The organism is Micromonospora sp. NPDC000089, assembly GCF_042899365.1.
In the GTDB taxonomy this organism is placed as follows: Bacteria; Actinomycetota; Actinomycetes; order Mycobacteriales; family Micromonosporaceae; genus Micromonospora.
Map to the genome: position 1 here is coordinate 88,852 of NZ_JBIAZT010000013.1, position 19,982 is coordinate 108,833.

General features: G+C 72.6%; 16 protein-coding genes and 2 pseudogenes. 10 read left to right on the top strand and 8 right to left on the bottom strand.

From position 1 onward, the window contains the following. Nucleotides 1-209: 209 nt before the first annotated feature. Nucleotides 210-947 (top strand): annotated as a pseudogene (locus ACFY3U_RS22060) (class I SAM-dependent methyltransferase); the annotation flags it as partial. Here the strand turns inward: ACFY3U_RS22060 and ACFY3U_RS22065 are convergent. The 4 genes from ACFY3U_RS22065 to ACFY3U_RS22080 form a co-directional block, all read right to left on the bottom strand. After that, nucleotides 933-1,547, bottom strand: coding sequence for a gamma-glutamylcyclotransferase family protein (locus tag ACFY3U_RS22065; protein WP_387204703.1), 615 nt, complete (start codon nt 1,545-1,547; stop codon nt 933-935). The pseudogene ACFY3U_RS22060 and the gene ACFY3U_RS22065 overlap by 15 nt on opposite strands. After that, nucleotides 1,544-1,798 (bottom strand): Smr/MutS family protein, encoded by a 255-nt coding sequence (locus ACFY3U_RS22070; RefSeq protein WP_013288724.1) that lies wholly within the window; start codon nt 1,796-1,798, stop codon nt 1,544-1,546. The genes ACFY3U_RS22065 and ACFY3U_RS22070 overlap by 4 nt, the downstream gene beginning before the upstream one ends. A gap of 54 nt (nt 1,799-1,852) precedes the next feature. Beyond that, the gene (locus ACFY3U_RS22075) at nt 1,853-2,218 is read right to left on the bottom strand and encodes a tetratricopeptide repeat protein (RefSeq protein WP_387204706.1); all 366 of its coding nucleotides are present in this window, start codon (nt 2,216-2,218) and stop codon (nt 1,853-1,855) included. 83 nt (nt 2,219-2,301) lie between these two features. Then, nucleotides 2,302-3,078 carry an ROK family protein gene (locus ACFY3U_RS22080; protein ID WP_387204709.1) on the bottom strand — a complete coding sequence of 259 codons (777 nt, stop codon included), beginning with the start codon at nt 3,076-3,078 and terminating at the stop codon, nt 2,302-2,304. A gap of 138 nt (nt 3,079-3,216) precedes the next feature. Here ACFY3U_RS22080 and ACFY3U_RS22085 point away from each other — a divergent pair, with 138 nt between their 5' ends. The 3 genes and pseudogenes from ACFY3U_RS22085 to ACFY3U_RS22095 all read left to right on the top strand — a co-directional run bounded on the left by ACFY3U_RS22085 (nt 3,217) and on the right by ACFY3U_RS22095 (nt 6,035). After that, complete coding sequence (locus tag ACFY3U_RS22085) at nt 3,217-4,854, top strand: ABC-F family ATP-binding cassette domain-containing protein (RefSeq protein ID WP_387204712.1); 1,638 nt, start codon at nt 3,217-3,219, stop codon at nt 4,852-4,854. A gap of 38 nt (nt 4,855-4,892) precedes the next feature. Beyond that, nucleotides 4,893-5,138 (top strand): annotated as a pseudogene (locus ACFY3U_RS22090) (hypothetical protein); the annotation flags it as partial. Between the two features lie 171 nt (nt 5,139-5,309). Continuing rightward, complete coding sequence (locus tag ACFY3U_RS22095; RefSeq protein WP_387204715.1) at nt 5,310-6,035, top strand: methyltransferase domain-containing protein; 726 nt, start codon at nt 5,310-5,312, stop codon at nt 6,033-6,035. A 126-nt stretch (nt 6,036-6,161) separates the two neighbouring features. Here the strand turns inward: ACFY3U_RS22095 and ACFY3U_RS22100 are convergent, their stop codons facing one another. Next, nucleotides 6,162-7,169: a LacI family DNA-binding transcriptional regulator gene (locus ACFY3U_RS22100; RefSeq protein ID WP_387204718.1), complete on the bottom strand. Its 1,008-nt coding sequence runs from the start codon at nt 7,167-7,169 to the stop codon at nt 6,162-6,164. Nucleotides 7,170-7,307: 138 nt separating this feature from the next. Here ACFY3U_RS22100 and ACFY3U_RS22105 point away from each other — a divergent pair, with 138 nt between their 5' ends. The 5 genes from ACFY3U_RS22105 to ACFY3U_RS22125 are packed head-to-tail and all read left to right on the top strand — an operon-like array spanning nt 7,308 to nt 13,010. Continuing rightward, nucleotides 7,308-8,819: an alpha-N-arabinofuranosidase gene (locus ACFY3U_RS22105; protein ID WP_387204720.1), complete on the top strand. Its 1,512-nt coding sequence runs from the start codon at nt 7,308-7,310 to the stop codon at nt 8,817-8,819. A 38-nt stretch (nt 8,820-8,857) separates the two neighbouring features. Next, nucleotides 8,858-10,192 carry an ABC transporter substrate-binding protein gene (locus ACFY3U_RS22110; RefSeq protein WP_387204723.1) on the top strand — a complete coding sequence of 445 codons (1,335 nt, stop codon included), beginning with the start codon at nt 8,858-8,860 and terminating at the stop codon, nt 10,190-10,192. A gap of 7 nt (nt 10,193-10,199) precedes the next feature. Then, nucleotides 10,200-11,162, top strand: a complete 963-nt coding sequence (locus ACFY3U_RS22115; protein WP_387204726.1) for a carbohydrate ABC transporter permease — start codon at nt 10,200-10,202, stop codon at nt 11,160-11,162. A 10-nt stretch (nt 11,163-11,172) separates the two neighbouring features. Further along, nucleotides 11,173-11,997 (top strand): carbohydrate ABC transporter permease, encoded by an 825-nt coding sequence (locus ACFY3U_RS22120; protein WP_387204729.1) that lies wholly within the window; start codon nt 11,173-11,175, stop codon nt 11,995-11,997. Further along, nucleotides 11,994-13,010 carry a glycoside hydrolase family 43 protein gene (locus ACFY3U_RS22125; protein WP_387204731.1) on the top strand — a complete coding sequence of 339 codons (1,017 nt, stop codon included), beginning with the start codon at nt 11,994-11,996 and terminating at the stop codon, nt 13,008-13,010. The genes ACFY3U_RS22120 and ACFY3U_RS22125 overlap by 4 nt, the downstream gene beginning before the upstream one ends. Nucleotides 13,011-13,111: 101 nt before the next feature. Here the strand turns inward: ACFY3U_RS22125 and ACFY3U_RS22130 are convergent, their stop codons facing one another. Next, a complete protein-coding gene (locus ACFY3U_RS22130; protein ID WP_387204734.1) occupies nt 13,112-14,614 on the bottom strand; it encodes an amino acid permease in 1,503 nt (500 codons plus the stop codon). Nucleotides 14,615-14,923: 309 nt separating this feature from the next. Here ACFY3U_RS22130 and ACFY3U_RS22135 point away from each other — a divergent pair, with 309 nt between their 5' ends. After that, nucleotides 14,924-16,570, top strand: coding sequence for a glycoside hydrolase family 10 protein (locus ACFY3U_RS22135; protein ID WP_387204737.1), 1,647 nt, complete (start codon nt 14,924-14,926; stop codon nt 16,568-16,570). Nucleotides 16,571-16,667: 97 nt separating this feature from the next. On the opposite strand, the gene ACFY3U_RS22140 is transcribed toward ACFY3U_RS22135, so the two are convergent. Both ACFY3U_RS22140 and ACFY3U_RS22145 read right to left on the bottom strand, forming a co-directional pair. Continuing rightward, the gene (locus ACFY3U_RS22140; protein WP_387204740.1) at nt 16,668-19,538 is read right to left on the bottom strand and encodes an ATP-binding protein; all 2,871 of its coding nucleotides are present in this window, start codon (nt 19,536-19,538) and stop codon (nt 16,668-16,670) included. Between the two features lie 185 nt (nt 19,539-19,723). Next, nucleotides 19,724-19,939, bottom strand: a complete 216-nt coding sequence (locus tag ACFY3U_RS22145) for a zinc ribbon domain-containing protein (protein WP_387204743.1) — start codon at nt 19,937-19,939, stop codon at nt 19,724-19,726. Nucleotides 19,940-19,982 lie beyond the last annotated feature (43 nt).

Here is a 19,982-nt window from a genome sequence, read left to right on the forward strand (position 1 = left end):
CTTCGAGCACGACGGATGCGCCGCCTTCGGTGTACGCGAGGATGGCTCCTTCGGCTGACCCGCCGAGGCCGCGCAGCCGGGGCTTCGCACCGGAGCCGGTGCCGCTCACGCCGGGAGGTCCACTGAGGAGCCGCGCTTCACCGGGCCGCGGTGGCACGCCTGGGTACGTAGGGTGGAGGCACCATCACGGCGGGGGCGACATGGCGAACGCGCAGTTGTACGACACCATCGGGGCCACGTACACCGTGACGCGGCGCACCGAGCCGCGGATCGCGGCGCAGGTCTGGGCCGCGCTCGGTGACGCCCGGACGGTGCTGAACGTCGGCGCGGGCACCGGCTCGTACGAGCCCACCGACCGGGACGTCACCGCGGTGGAACCGTCGGCGCTGATGCGGGCCCAGCGGCCGGCCGGCGCGGCGCCCTGCATCGCGGCGACCGCGGAGAGTCTGCCGTTCGCCGACGAGTCCTTCGACGCGGCGATGGCCTTCGCCACCGTCCACCACTGGCCGGACCCGGTCGCCGGCCTGCGCGAGCTGCGGCGGGTCGCCCGGCGGGTGGTGGTGTTCACGGCGGACACCACCGACGAGGCGTGGCTCCGGCGGTTCTGGCTCACCCGCGACTACCTGCCCGAGGCCGCCCAACTGCTCGTCGGCCGGCCCTCGCTGACCGACCTGGCGGAGGCGATCGGGGCGCGGGCGGAGCCGGTGCCGATCCCGTGGGACTGCGTGGACGGCTTCTTCGAGGCCCACTGGCGGCGGCCCGAGGCGTACCTGGACGAGAGCGTTCGTCGCGGGGTCTCGGTGTGGACGAAGGTCGGGCCGGACGCCGAGCGGCGGGCGGTCCGCGCGCTCCGCGCCGACCTGGCGTCGGGCCGGTGGGCGGAGCGCAACCGGGAGCTGGTCGACCTCGACGCGGCGGAACTCGGCCTGCGCCTACTCGTCGCCTGAGCCCCGGATCGGCGGGGCGAGCACCGGGTCGATCATTGCCTGCATCGACTGGAGCGGGTACGGGACCGCGGGCGTCGTCCGGCGGTAGCTTCCCAGCTTGCCGATGTCGGAGAACGCCCGCTCGACGAGTTCCGCGTAGCCCCTGCGGACGTTGAGCGGGCGACCACGTTCCATCGCCTCGGAAACCCGCCGCTTCGCCGACTCGATCGGCACGTAGGTGAAGACCGTGCAGTTGTTCGGCTTACCGGCCCAGGACACCTGCGCGGTGACGTCCCGGCGCTCGTAGTTGCGTTCCCTGACGTCGAGCAGTGACAGGTCGCTCCCGGTGACCGAGAAGACCGACCCGTTGCACCGCCTGCCGTCCCGCGCCTCGATGCCCAGCACCACGGTCACCCCGTCGTAGACCGTGTCGTCCGCCAGGACGAAGGTCCGTTCCGGGTGGGAGCTCCGATCCGAGCCGACGTTCCACGCCCGTTCCCAGTCGTCCAGAATCGCGTGGCTGAACGTCGAGCGGTCCACCTCGTGGCCGAGGGTCGCCTCGACCGAGCCCGGGCTGACCAGCGAACCGTAGCCGAAGACGTACGGCTGCGGGGTGGTCACTTCCAGCGGAAGTGCACGAAGAGGCGGCCGAAGTTCTTCGAGTCCTTCTCCACCCGGTGGTAGAGCTGCTTGACGTCCTTCTGGTCGAGGAAGCGCAGCACTTTCTTCTTCAGGGCGCCGGATCCCTTGCCGGGAATGATCTCCACCAGGGTGGCCTTCTTGGCGACCGCCTCGTCCATGATCCCGCGCAGCGCCCGGTCGATGTCATGGCCCTTGTTGTAGATGTCGTGGAGATCGAGCTTGAGTTTCACCAGACCATCCTAGGTACGACGAAGGGCAGCCCGGGTGGGCTGCCCTTCGCTCCGTCAGCGACCGCCGACCCGGCTCTCCACCCGGCGCAGCGCGGTCGTGTAGTCCTCGTTGGTGGAGTACATGGCCGCCGCGATGCGCAGGTGCCGCAGCGCGTCGGGGTACCGGTTCATCCGCTCCAGGGTGCGGCCCAGCACGTGGTGCGCGTAGTGGTCGCTCGGGTCCCGGTCGACCAGCTCGCGCAGCTGCTCCTCGGCCCGGTTGAGCTGGGCCGACTGGAAGTAGCAGCGGGCCAGCAGCTGCCGCACGGAGGAGTTGGTGGGCTCGGCCGCGACGATGGGCTCGAGCAGCCGGGCCGCTCCGGCCGGGTCACCCGTCTCGAAGAACATGGTCGCCCGCCGGTAGTCCGCCAGAAGATCCATCTCACCCACCTCCTCGTCTCGTTGCCGGCCACTTCATCCGACGCTGGCACAACATCAGCCGTACCGCGAGTGTTCCCCGGCGGTCAGCCGGAACGGCCGGCGGCGGAGCGGCCGGCGGTCAGCTCCCAGGCGCGGACACCGCCCACGATTCCGGCCGTGTTCGGGACGACCACGACGTCGTCCCCCATCCGGGCCACCTGGTCGGCCCGGATCAGCCGGGAGTTCCCGCCGCCGAGGTAGAGCCGGTCCCAGTGGAAGACCGGCCGCAGCCCCTCCACCACCTGCCGGATCCGCCGGGACCAGAACGCGTCGCCGAGCCGCCGCCGCTCCGGCTCCCCCACGTACGTGTCGTACGTGGTGCCCCAGCGCACCGGAGCGTGCGACAGCTCCAGGTGCGGGGCGAGCACCCCGCCGTCGAAGAGCGCGCTGCCCAGCCCGGTCCCCAGGGTCAGCACCAGCTCGCATCCGGTGCCGGCGACCACCCCGGCGCCGTGCACCTCAGCGTCGTTGAGCACCAGTGCCGGCACCCCGAACGCCTCGGCCAGGGCGCTGCGCGCGTCGTACCCGGACCACTCCGCGACCAGGTCGGGGTCGACCCGGCTGCGCGGCCCGGAGCGGGTGACGTAGTGCGGGGTGGCCACCACCACGCCGTGCCGGATCATGCCGGGCATCCCGACGGTCACCCGGTCGGCCGCCGGCAGCCGGCCGCCGAGCTCCAGCAGGGTCTTCACGAACAGCGCGGGCGGCAGCGGGTACGGCGTGGGCACCCGCAACGGACGGGCCCGCATGGTCCCCGCCTCGTCCAGCACGGACCCCTTGATCCCCCCGCCCCCACAATCGATCGCCAGAGTGGTCACCACCCCCAGCAGTCTGCCCCCTCCGCCCCCCACCGTCTCCGCGATCTTGCACTTTCGGCCCTCGACATGGGCTGCTTGCGGCTTTTGTCGGGGCAGAAACTGCAAGATCGCGGGAGAGTCGGGGCGGTAGGGTCGGGGCTCGTGAGCGCTACGTTGATCGTCAAGGGGTTGGCCGCGGGGCACGGAGAGCGGGTGCTGTTCAGCGACCTCGATCTCGTGGTCGCGCCGGGGGACGTGGTGGGGCTGGTCGGGGTGAACGGGGCCGGCAAGTCGACGCTGCTGCGTACCCTCGCCGGGCTGCAGCCGGTCGAGCTGGGCAGCCTCTCGCTCAGCCCGCCCACGGCGAGCGTAGGTTACCTGCCGCAGGAGCCGGAGCGGCGGCCGGGCGAGACGGTCCGCGACTTCCTGGCCCGGCGTACCGGCGTCACCGCCGCCCAGGCGGCGCTGGACGCCGCGGGCGAGGCGCTCGGCGCGGGCACGGCCGGCGCCGACGACGCGTACGCCGAGGCGTTGGAGCGCTGGCTCGACCTCGGCGGCGCCGACCTGGAGGAGCGCGCCGAGCAGGTCTCCGCCGAGCTGGGGCTGACCGTCGACCTGGACCACCCGATGACCGGGCTCTCCGGCGGCCAGGCGGCCCGCGCCGGGCTCGCCTCGCTGCTGCTCAGCCGGTACGACGTCTTCCTGCTCGACGAGCCCACCAACGACCTGGACCTGGCCGGCCTGGACCGGCTGGAGCGGTTCGTCACCGGGCTGCGCGCCGGCACCGTGCTGGTCAGCCACGACCGCGAGTTCCTCACCCGCACGGTCACCCGGGTGCTGGAGCTGGACCTGGCCCAGCAGCAGGTCAAGCACTACGGCGGCGGCTACGCCGCGTACCTGGAGGAGCGCGAGGTCGCGCGCCGGCACGCCCGCGCCGACTTCGAGGAGTACGCGGACACCCGCGCCGCGCTGGAGGCCCGCGCCCGCACCCAGCGCGCCTGGATGGAGAAGGGCGTGAAGAACGCCCGCCGCAAGGCCACCGACAACGACAAGATCGGCCGCAAGTTCCGCGCCGAGTCGACCGAGAAGCAGGCGGCCAAGGCCAAGCAGACCGAGCGGCTGATCGAACGCCTCGACGTGGTCGAGGAGCCGCGCAAGGAGTGGGAGCTGCGGATGGAGATCGCCGCCGCGCCCCGGGCCGGCGCGATCGTGGCCTCGCTGCGCGGCGCGGTGGTCCGCCGGGGCGGCTTCACCCTCGGCCCGGTGGACCTGCAGATCGACTGGGCCGACCGGGTGGCGATCACCGGGGCGAACGGCTCCGGCAAGACCACCCTGCTCGGCGCGCTGCTCGGTCGGCTTCCCTTGAGCGAGGGGCACGCCGCCCTCGGCCCGGGCGTGGTGGTCGGTGAGGTCGACCAGGCCCGCGGGCTGTTCCTCGGCGACCAGCCGCTGATCGACGCGTTCGGCGCCGCCGTACCCGAGCTGAGCCCGGCGGACGCGCGGACGCTGCTGGCCAAGTTCGGCCTGCGCGCGGCGCACGTGCTGCGGCCGGCCGCGACGCTGTCGCCGGGCGAGCGGACCCGGGCGGCGCTGGCGCTGCTGCAGGGGCGCGGGGTCAACCTGCTGGTGCTGGACGAGCCGACCAACCACCTGGACCTGGCGGCGATCGAGCAGCTGGAGTCGGCCCTGTCGACGTACCCGGGCACCCTGCTGCTGGTCACCCACGACCGGCGGATGCTGGACGCGGTGAGCGTGAAACGGCGGCTGCGGGTCGACGGCGGGCGGATCGCCGAGGATTGATCCGTGCCGGGCCGGCCGCTCGGGGTCAGAATGTTCCCATGCTCAAGTGGGAGTACGCGCTGCTCGTCCGCCGGCGCCAGGCGGCCACCACCGACGTCGGCTGGGAGATCCACTTCAGCTGGTACGGCCCGGACGGCTCGATGGTCGACGTGACGCCGTACGGCGACACCGCGCTGGCGCACCTGAACCGGGCCGGTGACCAGGGCTGGGAGCTGGTGGCGATGAGCGAGGACCCGTCGCTGCCGGGCAACAACGAGCTGCACCGCTACCACCTCAAGCGGCCGAAGGCGGTGACCCCGCAGCCCCGGCAGCGGATCCGCGGCGCCGGCCGACCGAGCCGGCGCACCATCTCCGGCTGACCCGCCCCCGCTCCCCCGGGCCGCGCCGGGCGTGGGGTCGCCCGTGATCCCCGCATACCGGGCGAAAATGCGGGTAACGGGCGGCCGGAGGTGGTCATGGTCGCGCTGGCACAGACGCCGCCCTCGGCCGACCGGCTGCGGGCGATCGACGGGTTCCTCGCCGAGGCCTGGGCGGAGCAGGCCCGGCACGACGAGCGACTGCGTGGGCTCGCCGTACAGGTGCGGTTCGACCGCGGCGTCGCGCACCTGACCGGCGAGGTGGCCGACCCGGGCCAGCTGCGTCTGGTCCGCGACCTGGTCGGGCGGCTCGCCGGGGTGTACGGGGTGTGGAGCCGGGTGCGGGTGGCCGGCCGCGACCCGGTGGTGGTGGACCTGGGCTGCGGCCCGCAGAAGCAGTACCCGACGAACCTGGGGCTGGACATCTACCCGGCGACCGGGGTGGACGCACTGGCCGACCTGTCCGGCTCGCTGCCGCTGGCCGACGACTCGGTCGACGTGCTGTTCGCGGTGCACATCCTGGAGCACCTGCCCGACTTCCTGCCGCTGGTGGACGAGTGCCACCGGGTGCTCCGGCCGGGGGGCGTGCTGCACGTGATGAGCCCCTGGTGGGGGCACGTGAACGCGGTGGCCGACCCGACCCACGTCCGACTGCTCGACGTGCAGACCATCAAGGGCATCTGCCTCGGCCGCCCGCCGACCAAGCCCCGCTGGCACCCCCTGCACGCCGGCTGCGACGGCGCCAGCATCTTCGCCGACCTCACCCCGCAACCCCCCGACGAGCCCCCACCCACCCCCACCCACCTCTCCCGCTTCTTCGACTGACCCAGCCCTGCCCCCAGCGCGTTGATCAAGGAGTTTGCGTCGAGAATCGCGCCGATGCTGACGCAAACTCCTTGATCAACGCGGGCGAGCGGGTGGGGTGGGTGGGGTGGGGGGTGGGGGGTGGGGTCAGCGGGGGTGGGTGGATTCTCGGGGGGTTAGGCGGTAGGGGGCCTGGAGTTCCTGGGGTGGGGGCGCGGGGTCGGCGCTGAGGCGGGCGGCGAGGAGGTCGACCGCGAGGTGGGCTATCCGCTCCTTGTCGGGGGCGATGGTGGTCAGGGTGGGGACGCTGAAGCGGCCGTCCTCGATGTCGTCGAAGCCGGCCACCGCCACGTCGTCAGGCACCCGCAGACCGGCCTCGTGCAGGGCGCGTAGGGCGCCGAGGGCCAGGGTGTCGTTGAAGCAGAAGACGGCGTCGGGGCGTACCCCCGAGGTGAGCAGGTGGCGCATGGCGGCGGCGCCGTCCGCGCGGTGCCAGGCCGGCGCGGGCGCCACCAGGGTCTCGTCGTAGGCCAGGCCGGCGTCGGCGAGCGCGGCGGCGTAGCCGGCGAGCCGGAGCCGGGCGCTGGCCCCCTCGGGGGTGCGCTGGGAACCGATCGCGGCGACCCGGCGTCGACCGAGGCCGATCAGGTGCGCGGTCATCTCCCGGGCGGCGGTCACGTTGTCGATCGCCACGTGGTCGGCCGGGCCGTGGTCCACCCGCTCGCCGAGCAGCACCATCGGCATGCCGTCCAGGCCCGCCAGGTCGTCGGCGGTGAGCGCCAGCGGGCTGAAGATCAGCCCGTCGATCATGTGGTCGCCGATCCCGGCGGCCGCCACCCGCTCCTGCTCGGGGCCGCCGCCGGTCTGATCGATCAGCACCGTCCAGCCGTGCGCGGCGGCGGCGTCGACCACGTGCCGGGCCAGCTCGGCGAAGTACGGGATGTCCAGCTCGGGCACGGCCAGGGCGATCACCCCGGTCCGCCCCTTGCGCAGGTTACGGGCGGAGAGGTTGGGCCGGTAGTTGAGCTCGACGATCGCCTCCTCGACCCGGGCCCTGGTGTCCGGCCGGACGTGCACGTACCCGTTGACCACGTTCGACACCGTCTTGACCGAGACTCCGGCCCGTTCGGCGACGTCCTTCAGCCTGTGCCGCACGCCGTCGTCCCTTCTGCGGGTTACCGCCTCGGACTCTATCGTGTAACGAATGCTTTACAACGTTGCTTACAACGTTGTAGAAACGCTGGTACGGCGTGACCGCAGTCACCCGGGTACGGCAACGAAAGGTGACACACCGTGGTGAGAGCGCAGCTGACGATCGATCCGGCCTTCGCGATCGGGCCCGCCGACCGGCGGCTGTTCGGCTCCTTCGTCGAACACATGGGGCGATGCGTCTACGGCGGCGTCTTCGAGCCCGGGCACCCGAGCGCCGACGCCCGCGGGCTGCGCGGCGACGTGCTCGACCTGACCCGCGAGCTGGGCGTCTCGGTGGTCCGGTATCCCGGCGGCAACTTCGTCTCGAACTACCGCTGGGAGGACGGCGTCGGCCCGGTCGGCGACCGGCCCCGGCGGCTCGACCTCGCCTGGAAGACGATCGAGACCAACGCCTTCGGCCTGGACGAGTTCATGACCTGGGCCGCCGAGGCCGGCGTCGAGCCGATGATGGCGGTCAACCTGGGCAGCCGCGGCGTGCAGGAGGCCTGCGACCTGCTGGAGTACGCCAACCACCCGGGCGGCACCCAGCTGTCCGACCTGCGCCGCAAGAACGGCGCCGAGGACCCGTACGGGGTGAAGCTCTGGTGCCTCGGCAACGAGCTGGACGGCCCGTGGCAGGTCGGCCACAAGACCGCCCACGAGTACGGCCGGCTCGCCGCCGAGACCGCCCGGGCGATGAAGATGATCGACCCCTCGATCAGCCTGGTGGCCTGCGGCAGCTCGAACAGCCGGATGCCCACCTTCGCCTCCTGGGAGGCGACCGTGCTGGAGCACACCTACGAGCACGTCGACTACATCTCCGCGCACACCTACTACGACCCGTCCGACGGCGACCGGGCCAGCATCCTCGCCTCCGCCGTGGACATGGACGCCTTCATCACCGACGTGGTGGCCACCGCCGACCACGTGGCCGCCAAGCTGCGACAGAAGCGCAAGCTCAAGGTCTCCTTCGACGAGTGGAACATCTGGTACGAGTCGCGCCTGCAGGCCGACCTGGACCGGCGCGGCTGGGTCGAGGCGCCGGCGCTGATCGAGGACGACTTCACCGCGGTCGACGCGGTGGTGGTCGGCGACCTGCTGATCACCCTGCTCCGGCACGCCGACCGGGTGGGCGTGGCCGCCCAGGCGCAGCTGGCCAACGTGATCGCCCCGATCCGCACCCGCACCGGCGGGCCGGCCTGGCGGCAGAGCATCTTCCACCCGTTCGCGCTGACCGCCCGGTACGCCCGGGGCACCGTGCTGCGCACCGAGCCGGTCTCGCCGACGTACGAGACGAAGCGCTACGGCGACGTCCCGGTGCTGGACACCGTCGCGCTGCACGACGAGGAGTCCGGCGACCTGACCGTGTTCGCGGTCAACCGCGGGTCGACCGACCTGCCGCTGGAGCTCGACCTGCGCGGGCTGCCCGCCCTGCGCGGAGTGGAACACCTGACCGTCGCCGCCGGGGACGACCCGGAGGCGATCAACACCGAGGCCGACCCCGACCGGGTGACGCCTCGGGAACTGCCCACCCCCACCCCCGACGGCGGCCGGTGCTCGGTGCGCCTGCCGGCGGTCTCCTGGAACGTGCTGCGCTTCACGACCCGGCCCTGACCAGGTAATACTCCACCCGTCCCCCAAGGAGAGACCCCATGATGCAGAACGAAATGAGCCGGCGGCGCCTGCTCGGGCTCGGCGTCGGCCTCGGCGCGGCCGCCTCGCTGACCCTGGCCGGCTGCGGCGGCGGCAGCGCCAGCCAGTCCGGCGGCGCCGCCGCGGGCAACGGTGGCAAGGACTACACCGGCCCCAAGGTCGACCTGAAGCTGTGGAACGGTTTCACCGGCGGTGACGGCGACATCTTCAAGAAGCTCGTCGACCAGTTCAACTCCGAGCACCAGAACATCGCGGTCGGGGTGAACACGTACCGCTGGGAGGACTACTACAGCAAGCTCCCCGGCGCGGCCTCCAGCGGCTCGGGGCCGGACATCGCGGTCATGCACATGGACCAGCTGGCCACCTTCGCCGCCCGCGGCGTGATCACCGAGCTGGACGACGTGGCCAAGACGCTGGAGCTGAACGAGGGCGACTTCGCGCCGACCGTCTGGAAGGGCGGCATCTACAACTCCAAGCGGTACGGCATCCCGCTGGACATGCACCCGCTGGGCTTCTACTACAACAAGGCCGTCATGCAGAAGGCCGGCCTCGACCCGAACAAGCCGCCGACCACCAAGGACGAGTACACCGCGGCGCTGACCGAGCTGAAGAAGTCCGGTGTGCAGGGCTTCTGGATCAGCCCGTTCCAGTTCACCGGCGGGATGACCTTCTACTCGCTGCTGCACCAGTGGGGCGGCACCCTGTTCGACGCCGAGGTGGCCAAGGCGACCTTCAACTCCGACCAGGCCGTCGAGGCGTGCACCTGGCTGGTGGACCTGATCAAGCAGGGTCACTCCCCGGCCAACGTCGGCCAGGACGCCGACTACCTGGCGCTCAAGAGCGGCAAGAACGCGTTCAACTGGAACGGCATCTGGCAGATCAACGACATCGCCAAGGACCCGAACGCGCAGATCGGCGTGGCGCAGCTGCCGCAGATCGGCACCCAGAAGGCCGCCTGGGCGAACTCGCACAACTTCACCATCGTCAAGCAGCGCGCCGCCGACAACAACAAGATCTCCGGCGCCAAGGTGTTCATCAACTGGCTCAGCCAGCACTCGCTGGACTGGGCCAAGGGCGGCCAGATCCCGGCCCGCAAGGAGGTCCGGGAGAGCGCCGAGTTCAAGGGCCTGAAGGACATCTCGACGCTGGCGCCGGAGCTGGAGTACGCCGCCTTCCCGCCCGCCGCGCCGGGGCTCGGTGAGGTGATCACCACCTTCTACACCTCGTTCAACGAGGCGGCGCTGGGCAAGAAGTCGCCGAAGCAGGCCCTCGACGACGGCGTGGCCAAGGCCAACAAGCAGCTCGAGGACAACCGCAAGAAGTACGGGAACTGAGTCCGCCGTGGCGGACGTGATCGAGGCGGGGGCGGCGCGCAAGGACGCGCCGCCCTCGGCGGGCGGGAAGAACCGCCGAGGCGCGACACAGCGGGGCAACCGCGCGACCCCGTACCTCTTCCTCGCGCCGTACCTGGTCCTGTTCCTGGCGTTCGGGCTGCTGCCGATCCTGTTCGGGGTCTGGCTCAGCGTGCACCAGTGGGACCTGCAACTGCCCAACCGGCCCTTCGTCGGGCTGGACAACTACCAGGATCTGTTCGACAGCGAGTCGGCCATCTACGGCGACTGGTGGTCGAGCGTCAAGGCCACCGCGATCTTCACCGTCTTCTCGGTGCCGCTGCTGGTGGTCATCCCGCTCGGGCTGGCGCTGCTGCTGAACAGGTCGTTCCCGGGCCGGACGTTCTTCCGGGCCGTCTACTTCGCCCCGTACGTCCTCGGGGTGGCGGTGATCGGCCTGCTCTGGCGCTTCCTGCTGGACGCCAACCTGGGCCTGGTCAACCGGCTGCTCGGCGCGGTCGGCCTGCCGTCGGACACCCCCTGGGTGACCGACGTGCCGTGGGCCTGGGTGTCCCTGATCGGGGTGACCGTCTGGTGGACGTCGGGATTCAACGCGGTGATCTACCTGGCCGGCCTGCAGGACATCTCGCCGGAGCTGTACGAGGCGGCCCGGATGGACGGCGCGAACGGCTGGCAGCGATTCCGCAACGTGACCCTGCCCGGGCTGCGCCCGGTGATGCTCTTCGTGCTGACCACCACGATCCTCGCCTCGGCGAACGTCTTCGGGCAGTCGTTCCTGATCACCCAGGGGGCGCCCGGCGAGCAGACCCGGACGGTGGTCTGGCGGATCGTCGACGAGGGGCTGCGGGACAACGACGCGGGCCGGGCGGCCGCGATGAGCATCGTCTTCGCGCTGGCGCTGACCGTGATCAGCATCGTCAACTTCCGGTTCTTCCGGTTCCGGGAAGACTGAGGAGACGACCATGACCGCACTCCGCCGATCCGGCCGCTACGCCATCCTGGTGCTGCTGGCCCTGGTGTTCCTCACCCCGCTGGTCTGGATGGTCATCACCTCGGTGAAGACCTACGGCGACGCGCAGAAGATCCCGCCGAGCTTCCTGCCCAACCCGTTATCCACGTACGGCTTCCAGCAGATCCTCGGCAGCACCGCCAACCCGGTGCTGCGCTGGTTCGTCAACAGCATGCTGGCCGCCACGCTGCACGCGCTGCTGGTGCTGACGACCGCCTCGATGGCCGCGTACGCGCTGGCCCGGATGCGGTTCCGCGGCCGGGGGCTGCTGTTCGCGTTGATCGTGGGCACGCTGTTCATCCCGCCCACCTCACTGATCATCCCGAACTTCGTGATCGCCGACCGGCTGAACTGGCTGGACACCATCACGGTGATCATCGTGCCGGGCGCGGCCAGCGCGTTCGGGGTGTTCTTCCTGCGGCAGTTCTTCATCTCCATCCCGCGCGAGCTGGAGGAGGCCGCGGTGCTGGACGGGGCGAACCACTGGCAGATCTTCAGCCGGGTGCTGCTGCCGCTGTCGAAGCCGGCCCTGGCCACCCTGGCGGTGCTGTCGTTCCTGACCAACTGGAACGACTTCCTCTGGCCGATCTACGTGCTGTTCAGCCCCGAGCGGCTGACCCTGCCCGCCGGGCTGGGCCTGCTGCAGGGCGCCTACGTCAGCGACTACCCGGTGATCATGGCCGGCGCGGTGCTGGCGAGCGTACCGGTGCTGATCCTGTTCGTGGCCGCCCAGCGGCACATCATCCAGGGCGTCTCCCGCAGCGGTCTGAAGGGATGACGGCCGGTTCTCCCCGGCGACGCGGTGCGGCGGCGATCCTCGCCGCCGCACTGCTCGTCGCCGGCTGCGCCGACGGCCCGAGCGACACCTTCACGAGTACGGGAGACGAGATGTTCACCAACCCGGTGGTCCGCGCCGACGCACCGGACCCGTTCGCCGTCCGGGTCGGCGACGAGTGGTTCCTGTTCCACACCAACGCCGGCGGCCAGAACGTGCCGGTGCGGCGCTCGGCCGACCTGGTCGACTGGTCGGAGTCGACCGAGGCGCTGCCCGAGCTGCCGAGCTGGGCGGACGCCGGAAAGACCTGGGCGCCGGAGGTGATCCAGCTCGCCGAGGACCGCTTCGGGCTCTACTACACGGTGGCGGGCCGGGCCGCCGGCCGGCAGTGCGTCGGCCGGGCGGTGGCCGCCGCGCCGCAGGGTCCGTACCGGGACGACAGCACCGGCCCGCTGATCTGCCAGGACGAGCTGGGCGGGTCGATCGACGCCAGCCCGTTCCGGGACGCCGACGGCAGCCTCTGGCTGCTGTGGAAGAACGACGGCAACGCGATCGGCGTGGACACCTGGCTCTGGTCGCAGCGGCTCGCCGACGACGGGCTCACCCTGGTCGGCCAGCCGACGAAGCTGCTGAAGCAGACCGAGCCGTGGGAGGGCGCCCTGATCGAGGGCCCGTTCTTCCACCGCCGGGACGGCCGGCTGTACCTGTTCTTCGCCGCGAACGCGTACGACAAGGACACCTACGCGGAGGGCTACGCGGTCTGCGAGAGCCCGACCGGCCCGTGCGTCAAGGCGCCGGAGAACCCGATCCTGAAGACCAACGAGGTGGCCTCCGGCCCCGGCCACGCCTCGATGGTGGAGAAGGACGGCCGCACCTGGCTGGTCTACCACGCCTGGCCACCCGGCCAGGAGGGCAGCACCGACCCCGGCCGCCAGGTCTGGCTCGACGAAGTCACCTGGCCCAACGGCAACCCGGTGGTCAACGGCCCCACGACCACTCCCCACCCCCGCCCCTAACCCCCTCCCACCCCTCGGCGCGCAGTTTCACGGAAAGAGTGGCTATTCCAGCCGGAATAGCCACTCTTTCCGTGAACGAGGGCCGATGGAGGCGTGCGGGGTCAGCTGTCCGTGGACGGGTTGCGGGGGGCGGGGGCGACGGCGGGCTCGTGTTGGGCCAGGCGGTTGCGGCGGTAGCCGTAGCCGAAGTAGATGATCCCGCCGAGCAGCATCCAGATCAGGAACCGGATCCAGGTCTCCACCGACAGGTTGAGCATCAGGTAGAAGCAGGCCAGCGCGGAGACGATCGGCAGCACCGGGGAGAACGGCACCTTGAACGGCCGCTCCAGGTCGGGCCGCCGGCGGCGCAGGATCGGCACCGCGATCGACACGATCACGAAGGCGCAGAGCGCGCCGATGCTGACCAGGTCGGCCAGCGCGGACAGCGGCAGGAAGCCGGCCAGCAGCGCCACCGCGACCGTCATCACGATCGTGATCCGGTACGGGGTGCCCCAGCGCGGGTGCACCTTCGCGACCGCCGGCGGGATCAGCCCGTCCCGGGAGATGGCGAAGCCGATCCGGCCCATGGCCACCAGGTCGACCAGGATGACGCTGGTCAGGCCGGCCACCGCGGCGATGGAGACCAGCACCCCGGCCCAGCCGGCGCCGACGGCGTTGAAGGCGGAGGCGATCGGGGCACCGCGGTCGATCTCGCCGTACGGCACCATGCCGACCACGACCAGCGAGACGCCGATGTAGAGGATGGTGGAGATCAGCAGGGTGCCGAGCAGGCCCAGGGTGAGGTCCCGCTTCGGGCGCTTGGTCTCCTCGCCGAGGTTTGCCACCGCCTCGAAGCCGGTGTACGCGAAGAACACCACCGCGGCGGCGCTGAGCACGCCGGCGAAGCCGAAGACCGACGGCTCCAGCCCGAAGATCGCCTGGGTGACCGGCTGCTTGATGCCGTCGTCGCCGGCGCCCGCGGGCTGGGCCGGCGGGATGAACGGGCTGAGGTTGGCGGCCTTGACGAAGAACAGGCCGGCGATCACCACGAAGGCGCAGATGGCGACCTTGACCAGCACCAGCACATTGGTCACCCGGGCGGACTCGCGGATGCCCACGGTGGCGATGACGCCGAGCAGCAGCACGATCGCGATCGCGCCGATGTTGACGATGCTGCCCTCCTCACCGAACCAGGCGGTGGGCAGGCCGAACAGCTCGGCCAGGTAGCCGGACCAGCCTCGGGCGACCACCGCCGCGCCGAGCGCGAACTCCAGCAGCAGGTCCCAGCCGATGATCCAGGCGACGATCTCGCCCATCGTCGCGTACGCGTAGGTGTAGGCGCTGCCGGCGGTCGGCACGCTGGAGGCCAGCTCCGCGTAGCAGAGCGCGGCGAGCAGGGCGACCACGCCGGCGATGCCGAACGAGATCACCACGCCCGGCCCGGCGGTGTCCCGCGCCTCGATGCCGGTGAGGGTGAAGATGCCGGTACCGATCACGATGCCGATGCCGAAGCCGGTCAGGTCCTTGGCCCCGAGGTGCCGCTTCAGACCGAGCCGCCCGTCGGTGCCGTCGACCTCACCCTGGGCGATCACGTCCTTGATGGGTTTCGTCCGCAACACGGACACCGCGCCCACCTCCTCCCGCCGTGCGGCCGCCCCGTCGGCAGCCGGCGATCGGCGATGCTACCCAGCGGGGACCTTCGTCAACCGCCACTTCTCTCCCCAATCGGGCGCTGACCGGACGTGTGGGTGCGGTCACCCGGTGCGGTGTGACCCGGATCGCCACGACGGCCGCCCGCAGCACGGACCAGACACCCAGTTCAGAACCCTTGCGCCCGATCCGGACGATGTGAAACTTTCCTTCCATCGAAGAATCGCTGTCGACGAATGTTATCGACCTTTGCGCACGATGCGACGGAAGGGACACCACCGCAGATGAGGGCAATCCGACTCGGCGCCGCCGGGCTGGTCGTGGCGCTGCTCGGCGCGCCGGCTCCCGCCGCCGCGCACGCCGCGCCGCAACCGCCCGGCGCCACCTGCGTCACCGACCCGGCCACCCCGAAGCGGCAGTTCCGGGCCATGTGGATCTCGTCGGTGGTCAACATCGACTGGCCGAGCAGGGCCTCGCAGACCGCGCCCGACCGGGTGGCCGCCCAGCAGGCCGAGTACCGCAGCTGGCTGGACCTGGCGCAGCGGCTGCACCACAACGCCGTCGTGGTGCAGGTCCGGCCGACCGCCGACGTGTTCTGGCCGTCGCCGTACGAGCCGTGGTCGGAGTACCTGACCGGGGTGCGCGGGCAGGACCCGGGCTGGGACCCGCTGGCCTTCCTGGTCACCGAGTCGCACCGGCGGAACCTGGAGTTCCATGCATGGTTCAACCCGTACCGCGTCTCCATGCCGGCCCCCGGCGGGGCCGGCGCCGACCTGGCGAAGCTCGCCCCCGACCACCCGGCCCGGGCACACCCGGACTGGGTCTTCGCCTACCCGCCGGCCGGGGTCGCCGGCAGCCGGCTCTACTACGACCCCGGGGTCCCCGAGGTCCGCGAGTTCGTGCAGACCGCGATGCTCGACGCGGTCCGCCGGTACGACATCGACGGTGTGCACTTCGACGACTACTTCTACCCGTACCCGAGCGGCACGTACCAGGTGCCCGACGACGCCACCTTCGCCGCGTACGGCCGGGGCTTCACCGACCGGGCGGACTGGCGACGGGACAACATCGACCTGCTGGTCCGGGAGATGGGCGAGAAGATCAAGGCGGCCAAGCCGTGGGTGAGGTTCGGGGTCAGCCCGTTCGGCATCTGGCGCAACGCCTCCGCCGACCCGAACGGCTCGGACACCACCGGCAGCCAGTCGTACGACACCATCTCCGCCGACACCCGCAAGTGGATCAGGAACGAGTGGATCGACTACGTGGTGCCGCAGCTCTACTGGTACATCGGCCAGTACCCGGCCGCCGACTACGCCCGGCTGGTGCCGTGGTGGGCCGAGCAGGTGCGCGGCACCCACGTCCAGCTCTACGTCGGCCAGGCCGACTACAAGAGCGGCGACCCGGCGTACGGGCCGGACTGGCAGGACCCGGACGAGCTGTCCGACCACCTCACGCTCAACCGGTCGTACCCGGAGGTGCTCGGCAACGTGCACTTCTCGGCCACCCAGGTACGCGCGAACCGGCTCGGCGCCACCGACCGGTACGCCGCCGCGCACTACTCCCGCCCCGCGCTCGTCCCGGCCATGCCGCACCTGCCGGCGAAGCCGCTGCTGCCCCCGGTGGTCACCGGCGGGCGGCGGACCACCGACGGGGTACGCCTGAGCTGGCGGCAGCCCGCCGACGGTCGCGGCCCGTTCGGCGCCGCCACCTCGTACGCGGTCTACCGCTTCGACGGCTCGGGCCCGGTCGACCGGTGCGGCCTCGCCGACGCCGCCCACCTGGTCGGCACGGTGCGCGCCGACGGGAACGGCGGCGTGCGGTCCTGGCGGGACGACACCGCCCGGCCCGGCGCCGCGTACACCTATCTGGTGACGGCGCTGGACCGGACCTGGAACGAGAGCCCGGCCGGGCGGGGGCGGGTGATCCGGTGAGGCCCGGCCGCACTGCGCGGCTGACCCCCCGCCGCCCGTCGCGCGCGGCAGCCACCCCGTGGCGCGCGGCGGGCCGCCCGGGCAGGCACCGAGCGGGTCAGGGCCGGCCGCGGCGGTCCAGCGCCGACCGCCGGGACAGGTCGACCGTGCGCTCCGGGTCGACCGGCTCCGGGGTGCCCGCCGGCTGCCGGGGGGCCGCCGGGACGGCGTCGCCGAACCGGGCCGAGCCGGCGGCCAGATCCGGGTGCTCCACGGCCAGGGCCAGCGCGGCGGCCTCCTCCAGACCCAGCTCGCTCCCCTCGCCGTACGCCCGGTCGAAGGCCGCGTCGCCGAGCACGCCGCGCAGCCGGGCCTGCTGCTCCACCCAGTAGCTGCCGTAGATGCCCGGCGCGGCCCGTAGCTTCGTCCGGGTCGCCTGGGCGGCGCCGAAGAGGCGGGCGGCGGTCACCAGGTCACCGCCGGCCGCGCAGCGCACCGCGACCGCGCTGACCGTGTCGCAGGCCCGGCCGTGGTAGCCGTGGCTCATCCGGGACCGCAGCGCCACCAGCAGGTGCTCGTGCGCCGCCACCAGGTCACCGCGGGCCAGCGCCACCATGCCGAGCAGCATGTCCACTGAGCGGCGCCCGCGCTCGACCGGGCGGGCCGCCTCCACCGGCCGGGACGCGCCGAGCAGCTCGGCCGCCTCGTCCAGCGCCCCACGCCGCCACAGCAGCTCGGCCAGGTTGTAGCCGGCGAACAGCGCGTCCTCGACGACCTGTTGCTCACGCGCCCAGTCGATGACCTCCCGGCAGATCCGTTCCGCCTCGGCGAACTGCCCCATGTCGATCAGCGGCGCGGCCCGGCCGGCGAGCACCCGGGCGAGCAGCCCGGCGTCGCCGGCCTGCCGAGCCGCCGCCTCGGCCCGCTGGGAGAACCGCAGCTCCTCGGCGAACTCGCCGTCCGCGCCGGCGTGCAGCGAGTGCAGGTGGTACGCCGCCGCCCAGTCCGCCTCCGGGATCGACTCACCGCTCTCGGCGATCCGGCCGTACAGCCGGAACAGCCACAGCCGCGCCTCGCGGGACAGGCCGCGCTCCCGCCACCACTGGTCCAGCCCACCGGCCAGCCGCAGCCCGGCCCGGGCGCTGCCCCCGTTGGCGCACCAGCGCAGCGCCGCGCGCAACTCACCGGCGAGCGGGTCCAGTGCGTACAGCGACAGGGTGACCGGGCGCCCGTCCGGGCCCAGGCCCGCCCGCTCCAACGCGTGCGCCGCCCAGGCCACGTGCCGGTCCCGGGCGACCCGCTCCTCGCCCGCCTCGACCAGCCGGCGGGCGGCGTACGCCCGGATCGGGTCGAGCATCCGGTACGTGCTGCCCGACGCGCGCGGCTCGGCCAGCACCATCGACTTGTCCACCAGCACCGACAGCGGGTCGAGCGGGTCGTCGTCGAGCAGCCACTCCACCGTGGCCAGGTCGACCGGGCCGGCGAAGACCGACAGCCAGCGCAGCAGCCGGGCCGCGCGCGGCCCCAACGTGCGGTACGACCAGGTGACGGTGGCCTGGATGGTCAGGTGCCGCTCCACCGCGGAGCGTTGCACCGCCCGGTGCGCCGGGCTGGGCGGGGTCGCCCCGGCGGCCGCCGCGACCAGGTCCACGGTGTCCTGCTGGTTACCGCTCCAGGCCCGGTCGGTGGGCGGCTCCGGCTCGACGCGCCCGGCGTCCAGGGTGCCCAGCACGTCGTCCAGCCGGGCCACGAGCTGCCCGGCGGAGAGCACCCGCAGCCGGGCGGCGGCCAGCTCGATGGCGAGCGGGAGCCCGTCCAGCCGCTGCACCACCCGGCGCAGGTCGACCATCTCCGCCCAGTCCGGCGGCCGGCCGCCCCGGGCCGCCGCCATCCGGTCCATCAGCAGCGCCACCGCGTCGCTCTCCCGGCCGGACCGGGGCTCGACCGACAGCGGCGGAATACGCCAGATCACCTCACCGGCCAGCCCGAGGCTCTCCCGGCTGGTGGCCAGCACCCGCGCCCCGCCACCGCCGGCGAGCAGCCGGGTGGCCACCTCGGCGCAGGCCCCCGGCTGGGCGTCGCAGGTGTCCAGCACGATCAGCGTCCGGCGGGAGGCGGCGTACTCCACCAGGGTGTCCAGCACCGGGCGGCCCGGCTCCGGACGCAGCCCGAGCACCGCGGCCACCGCGAACGCCACCAACCCCGGGTCGGTCACGGTGGCGATGTCGACGAACCACACCCCGTCCGGGTACGCCTCGACCAGGCCGGCGGCCAGCTCCACCGCCAGCCGGGTCTTGCCACCGCCTCCGGCGCCGAGCACGGTGACCAGCCGGTGCTGGCGGACCAGCAGGCCCAACTCGGCCCGCTCGGTTTCCCGGCCGACGAACGAGGTGGCCTGGGTGGGCAGGTTGTGCGCCACCGCGTCGGCGGTACGCGGCCGGGGGAACTCCCGCTCCAGGCCCGGCGCCACCAGCTGGAAGAGCCGCTCCCGGTCGTCGAAGCCGCGCAGCCGGTGCAGCCCGAGGTCCAGCAGGGAGGCCCCGGGCGGCAGCGGCTCGGCGTCCCGCGCGGTGGAGGCGGAGCAGAGCACCTGGCCGCCGTGCGCCGCCGCGGCCACCCGGGCCGCCCGGTGCACCTCCGGGCTGGCGTACTCGCCGTCGCGCGGCTCGGCGTGCCCGGTGTGCAGCCCCATGCGTACCCGCGGAACGGCGTCCGGATTCGGCCAGTCGTGGGTGGACAGTGCCCGCTGCGCGGTCAGGCAGGCGGTCAGCGCGGCGGCGGCGTCGGGAAAGGCCAGGAAGAACGAGTCACCCTCGGTCAGCAGCTCGGCCCCACGGGTGCTGGCCAGCGTGTCGCGCAGCAGCCGCCGGTGCTCGCGCAGCACCGGCCGGTACTCCGGGCCGAGCAGCCGGGCCAACCGGGTCGAGCCCTCGATGTCGGTGAACACGAAGGTCACCCACCCGGTGGGGAGCTGGATCCCTGGCGCCATGCGTGGAACCTCCGCCCCTGACGTGTGGTCCATCCTGCCCTATGGTCGCTCCGTCACGCATCGTGAGAACGGCCCGGGCAACCTCCGACCCACGGTGCCACCCGACCCTCCCGGGGACAAGGTCGGTGTGCGTCGACGGCGCGGTGATGCGCCGCGCGGTGGCAGCTCGGCGGGTCGGCGGTCGCTCAGCAGCCGCAGCCACCGCCGCAGCAGCCGCCCGCCGGGGGCGCGGGGGCGGCAGACGGGCCGGTGCCCCGGCCGGTTACCGCGACGGCGGAGAGCAACTTCACCGTGTCGGCGTGTCCCCGCGGGCAGGACGCCGGCGCGGCCGCCTCGGCCATCGGGCGGTTGACCTCGAACGTGTCGCCGCAGGCGCGGCAACGGAACTCGTAGCGGGGCATGTCGCCAGGGTACGGCCGGGCCTGACCCGGGCACCGGCATGGG

Excerpts from the sequence above, each read along its gene's own strand:
- ACFY3U_RS22110 (WP_387204723.1), top strand. The coding sequence starts at position 8,858 with ATGATGCAGAACGAAATGAGCCGGCGGCGCCTGCTCGGGCTCGGCGTC.
- ACFY3U_RS22075 (WP_387204706.1), bottom strand. The coding sequence starts at position 2,218 with ATGGATCTTCTGGCGGACTACCGGCGGGCGACCATGTTCTTCGAGACG.
- ACFY3U_RS22135 (WP_387204737.1), top strand. The coding sequence starts at position 14,924 with ATGAGGGCAATCCGACTCGGCGCCGCCGGGCTGGTCGTGGCGCTGCTC.
- ACFY3U_RS22145 (WP_387204743.1), bottom strand. The coding sequence starts at position 19,939 with ATGCCCCGCTACGAGTTCCGTTGCCGCGCCTGCGGCGACACGTTCGAG.
- ACFY3U_RS22095 (WP_387204715.1), top strand. The coding sequence starts at position 5,310 with ATGGTCGCGCTGGCACAGACGCCGCCCTCGGCCGACCGGCTGCGGGCG.
- ACFY3U_RS22125 (WP_387204731.1), top strand. The coding sequence starts at position 11,994 with ATGACGGCCGGTTCTCCCCGGCGACGCGGTGCGGCGGCGATCCTCGCC.
- ACFY3U_RS22140 (WP_387204740.1), bottom strand. The coding sequence starts at position 19,538 with ATGGCGCCAGGGATCCAGCTCCCCACCGGGTGGGTGACCTTCGTGTTC.
- ACFY3U_RS22120 (WP_387204729.1), top strand. The coding sequence starts at position 11,173 with ATGACCGCACTCCGCCGATCCGGCCGCTACGCCATCCTGGTGCTGCTG.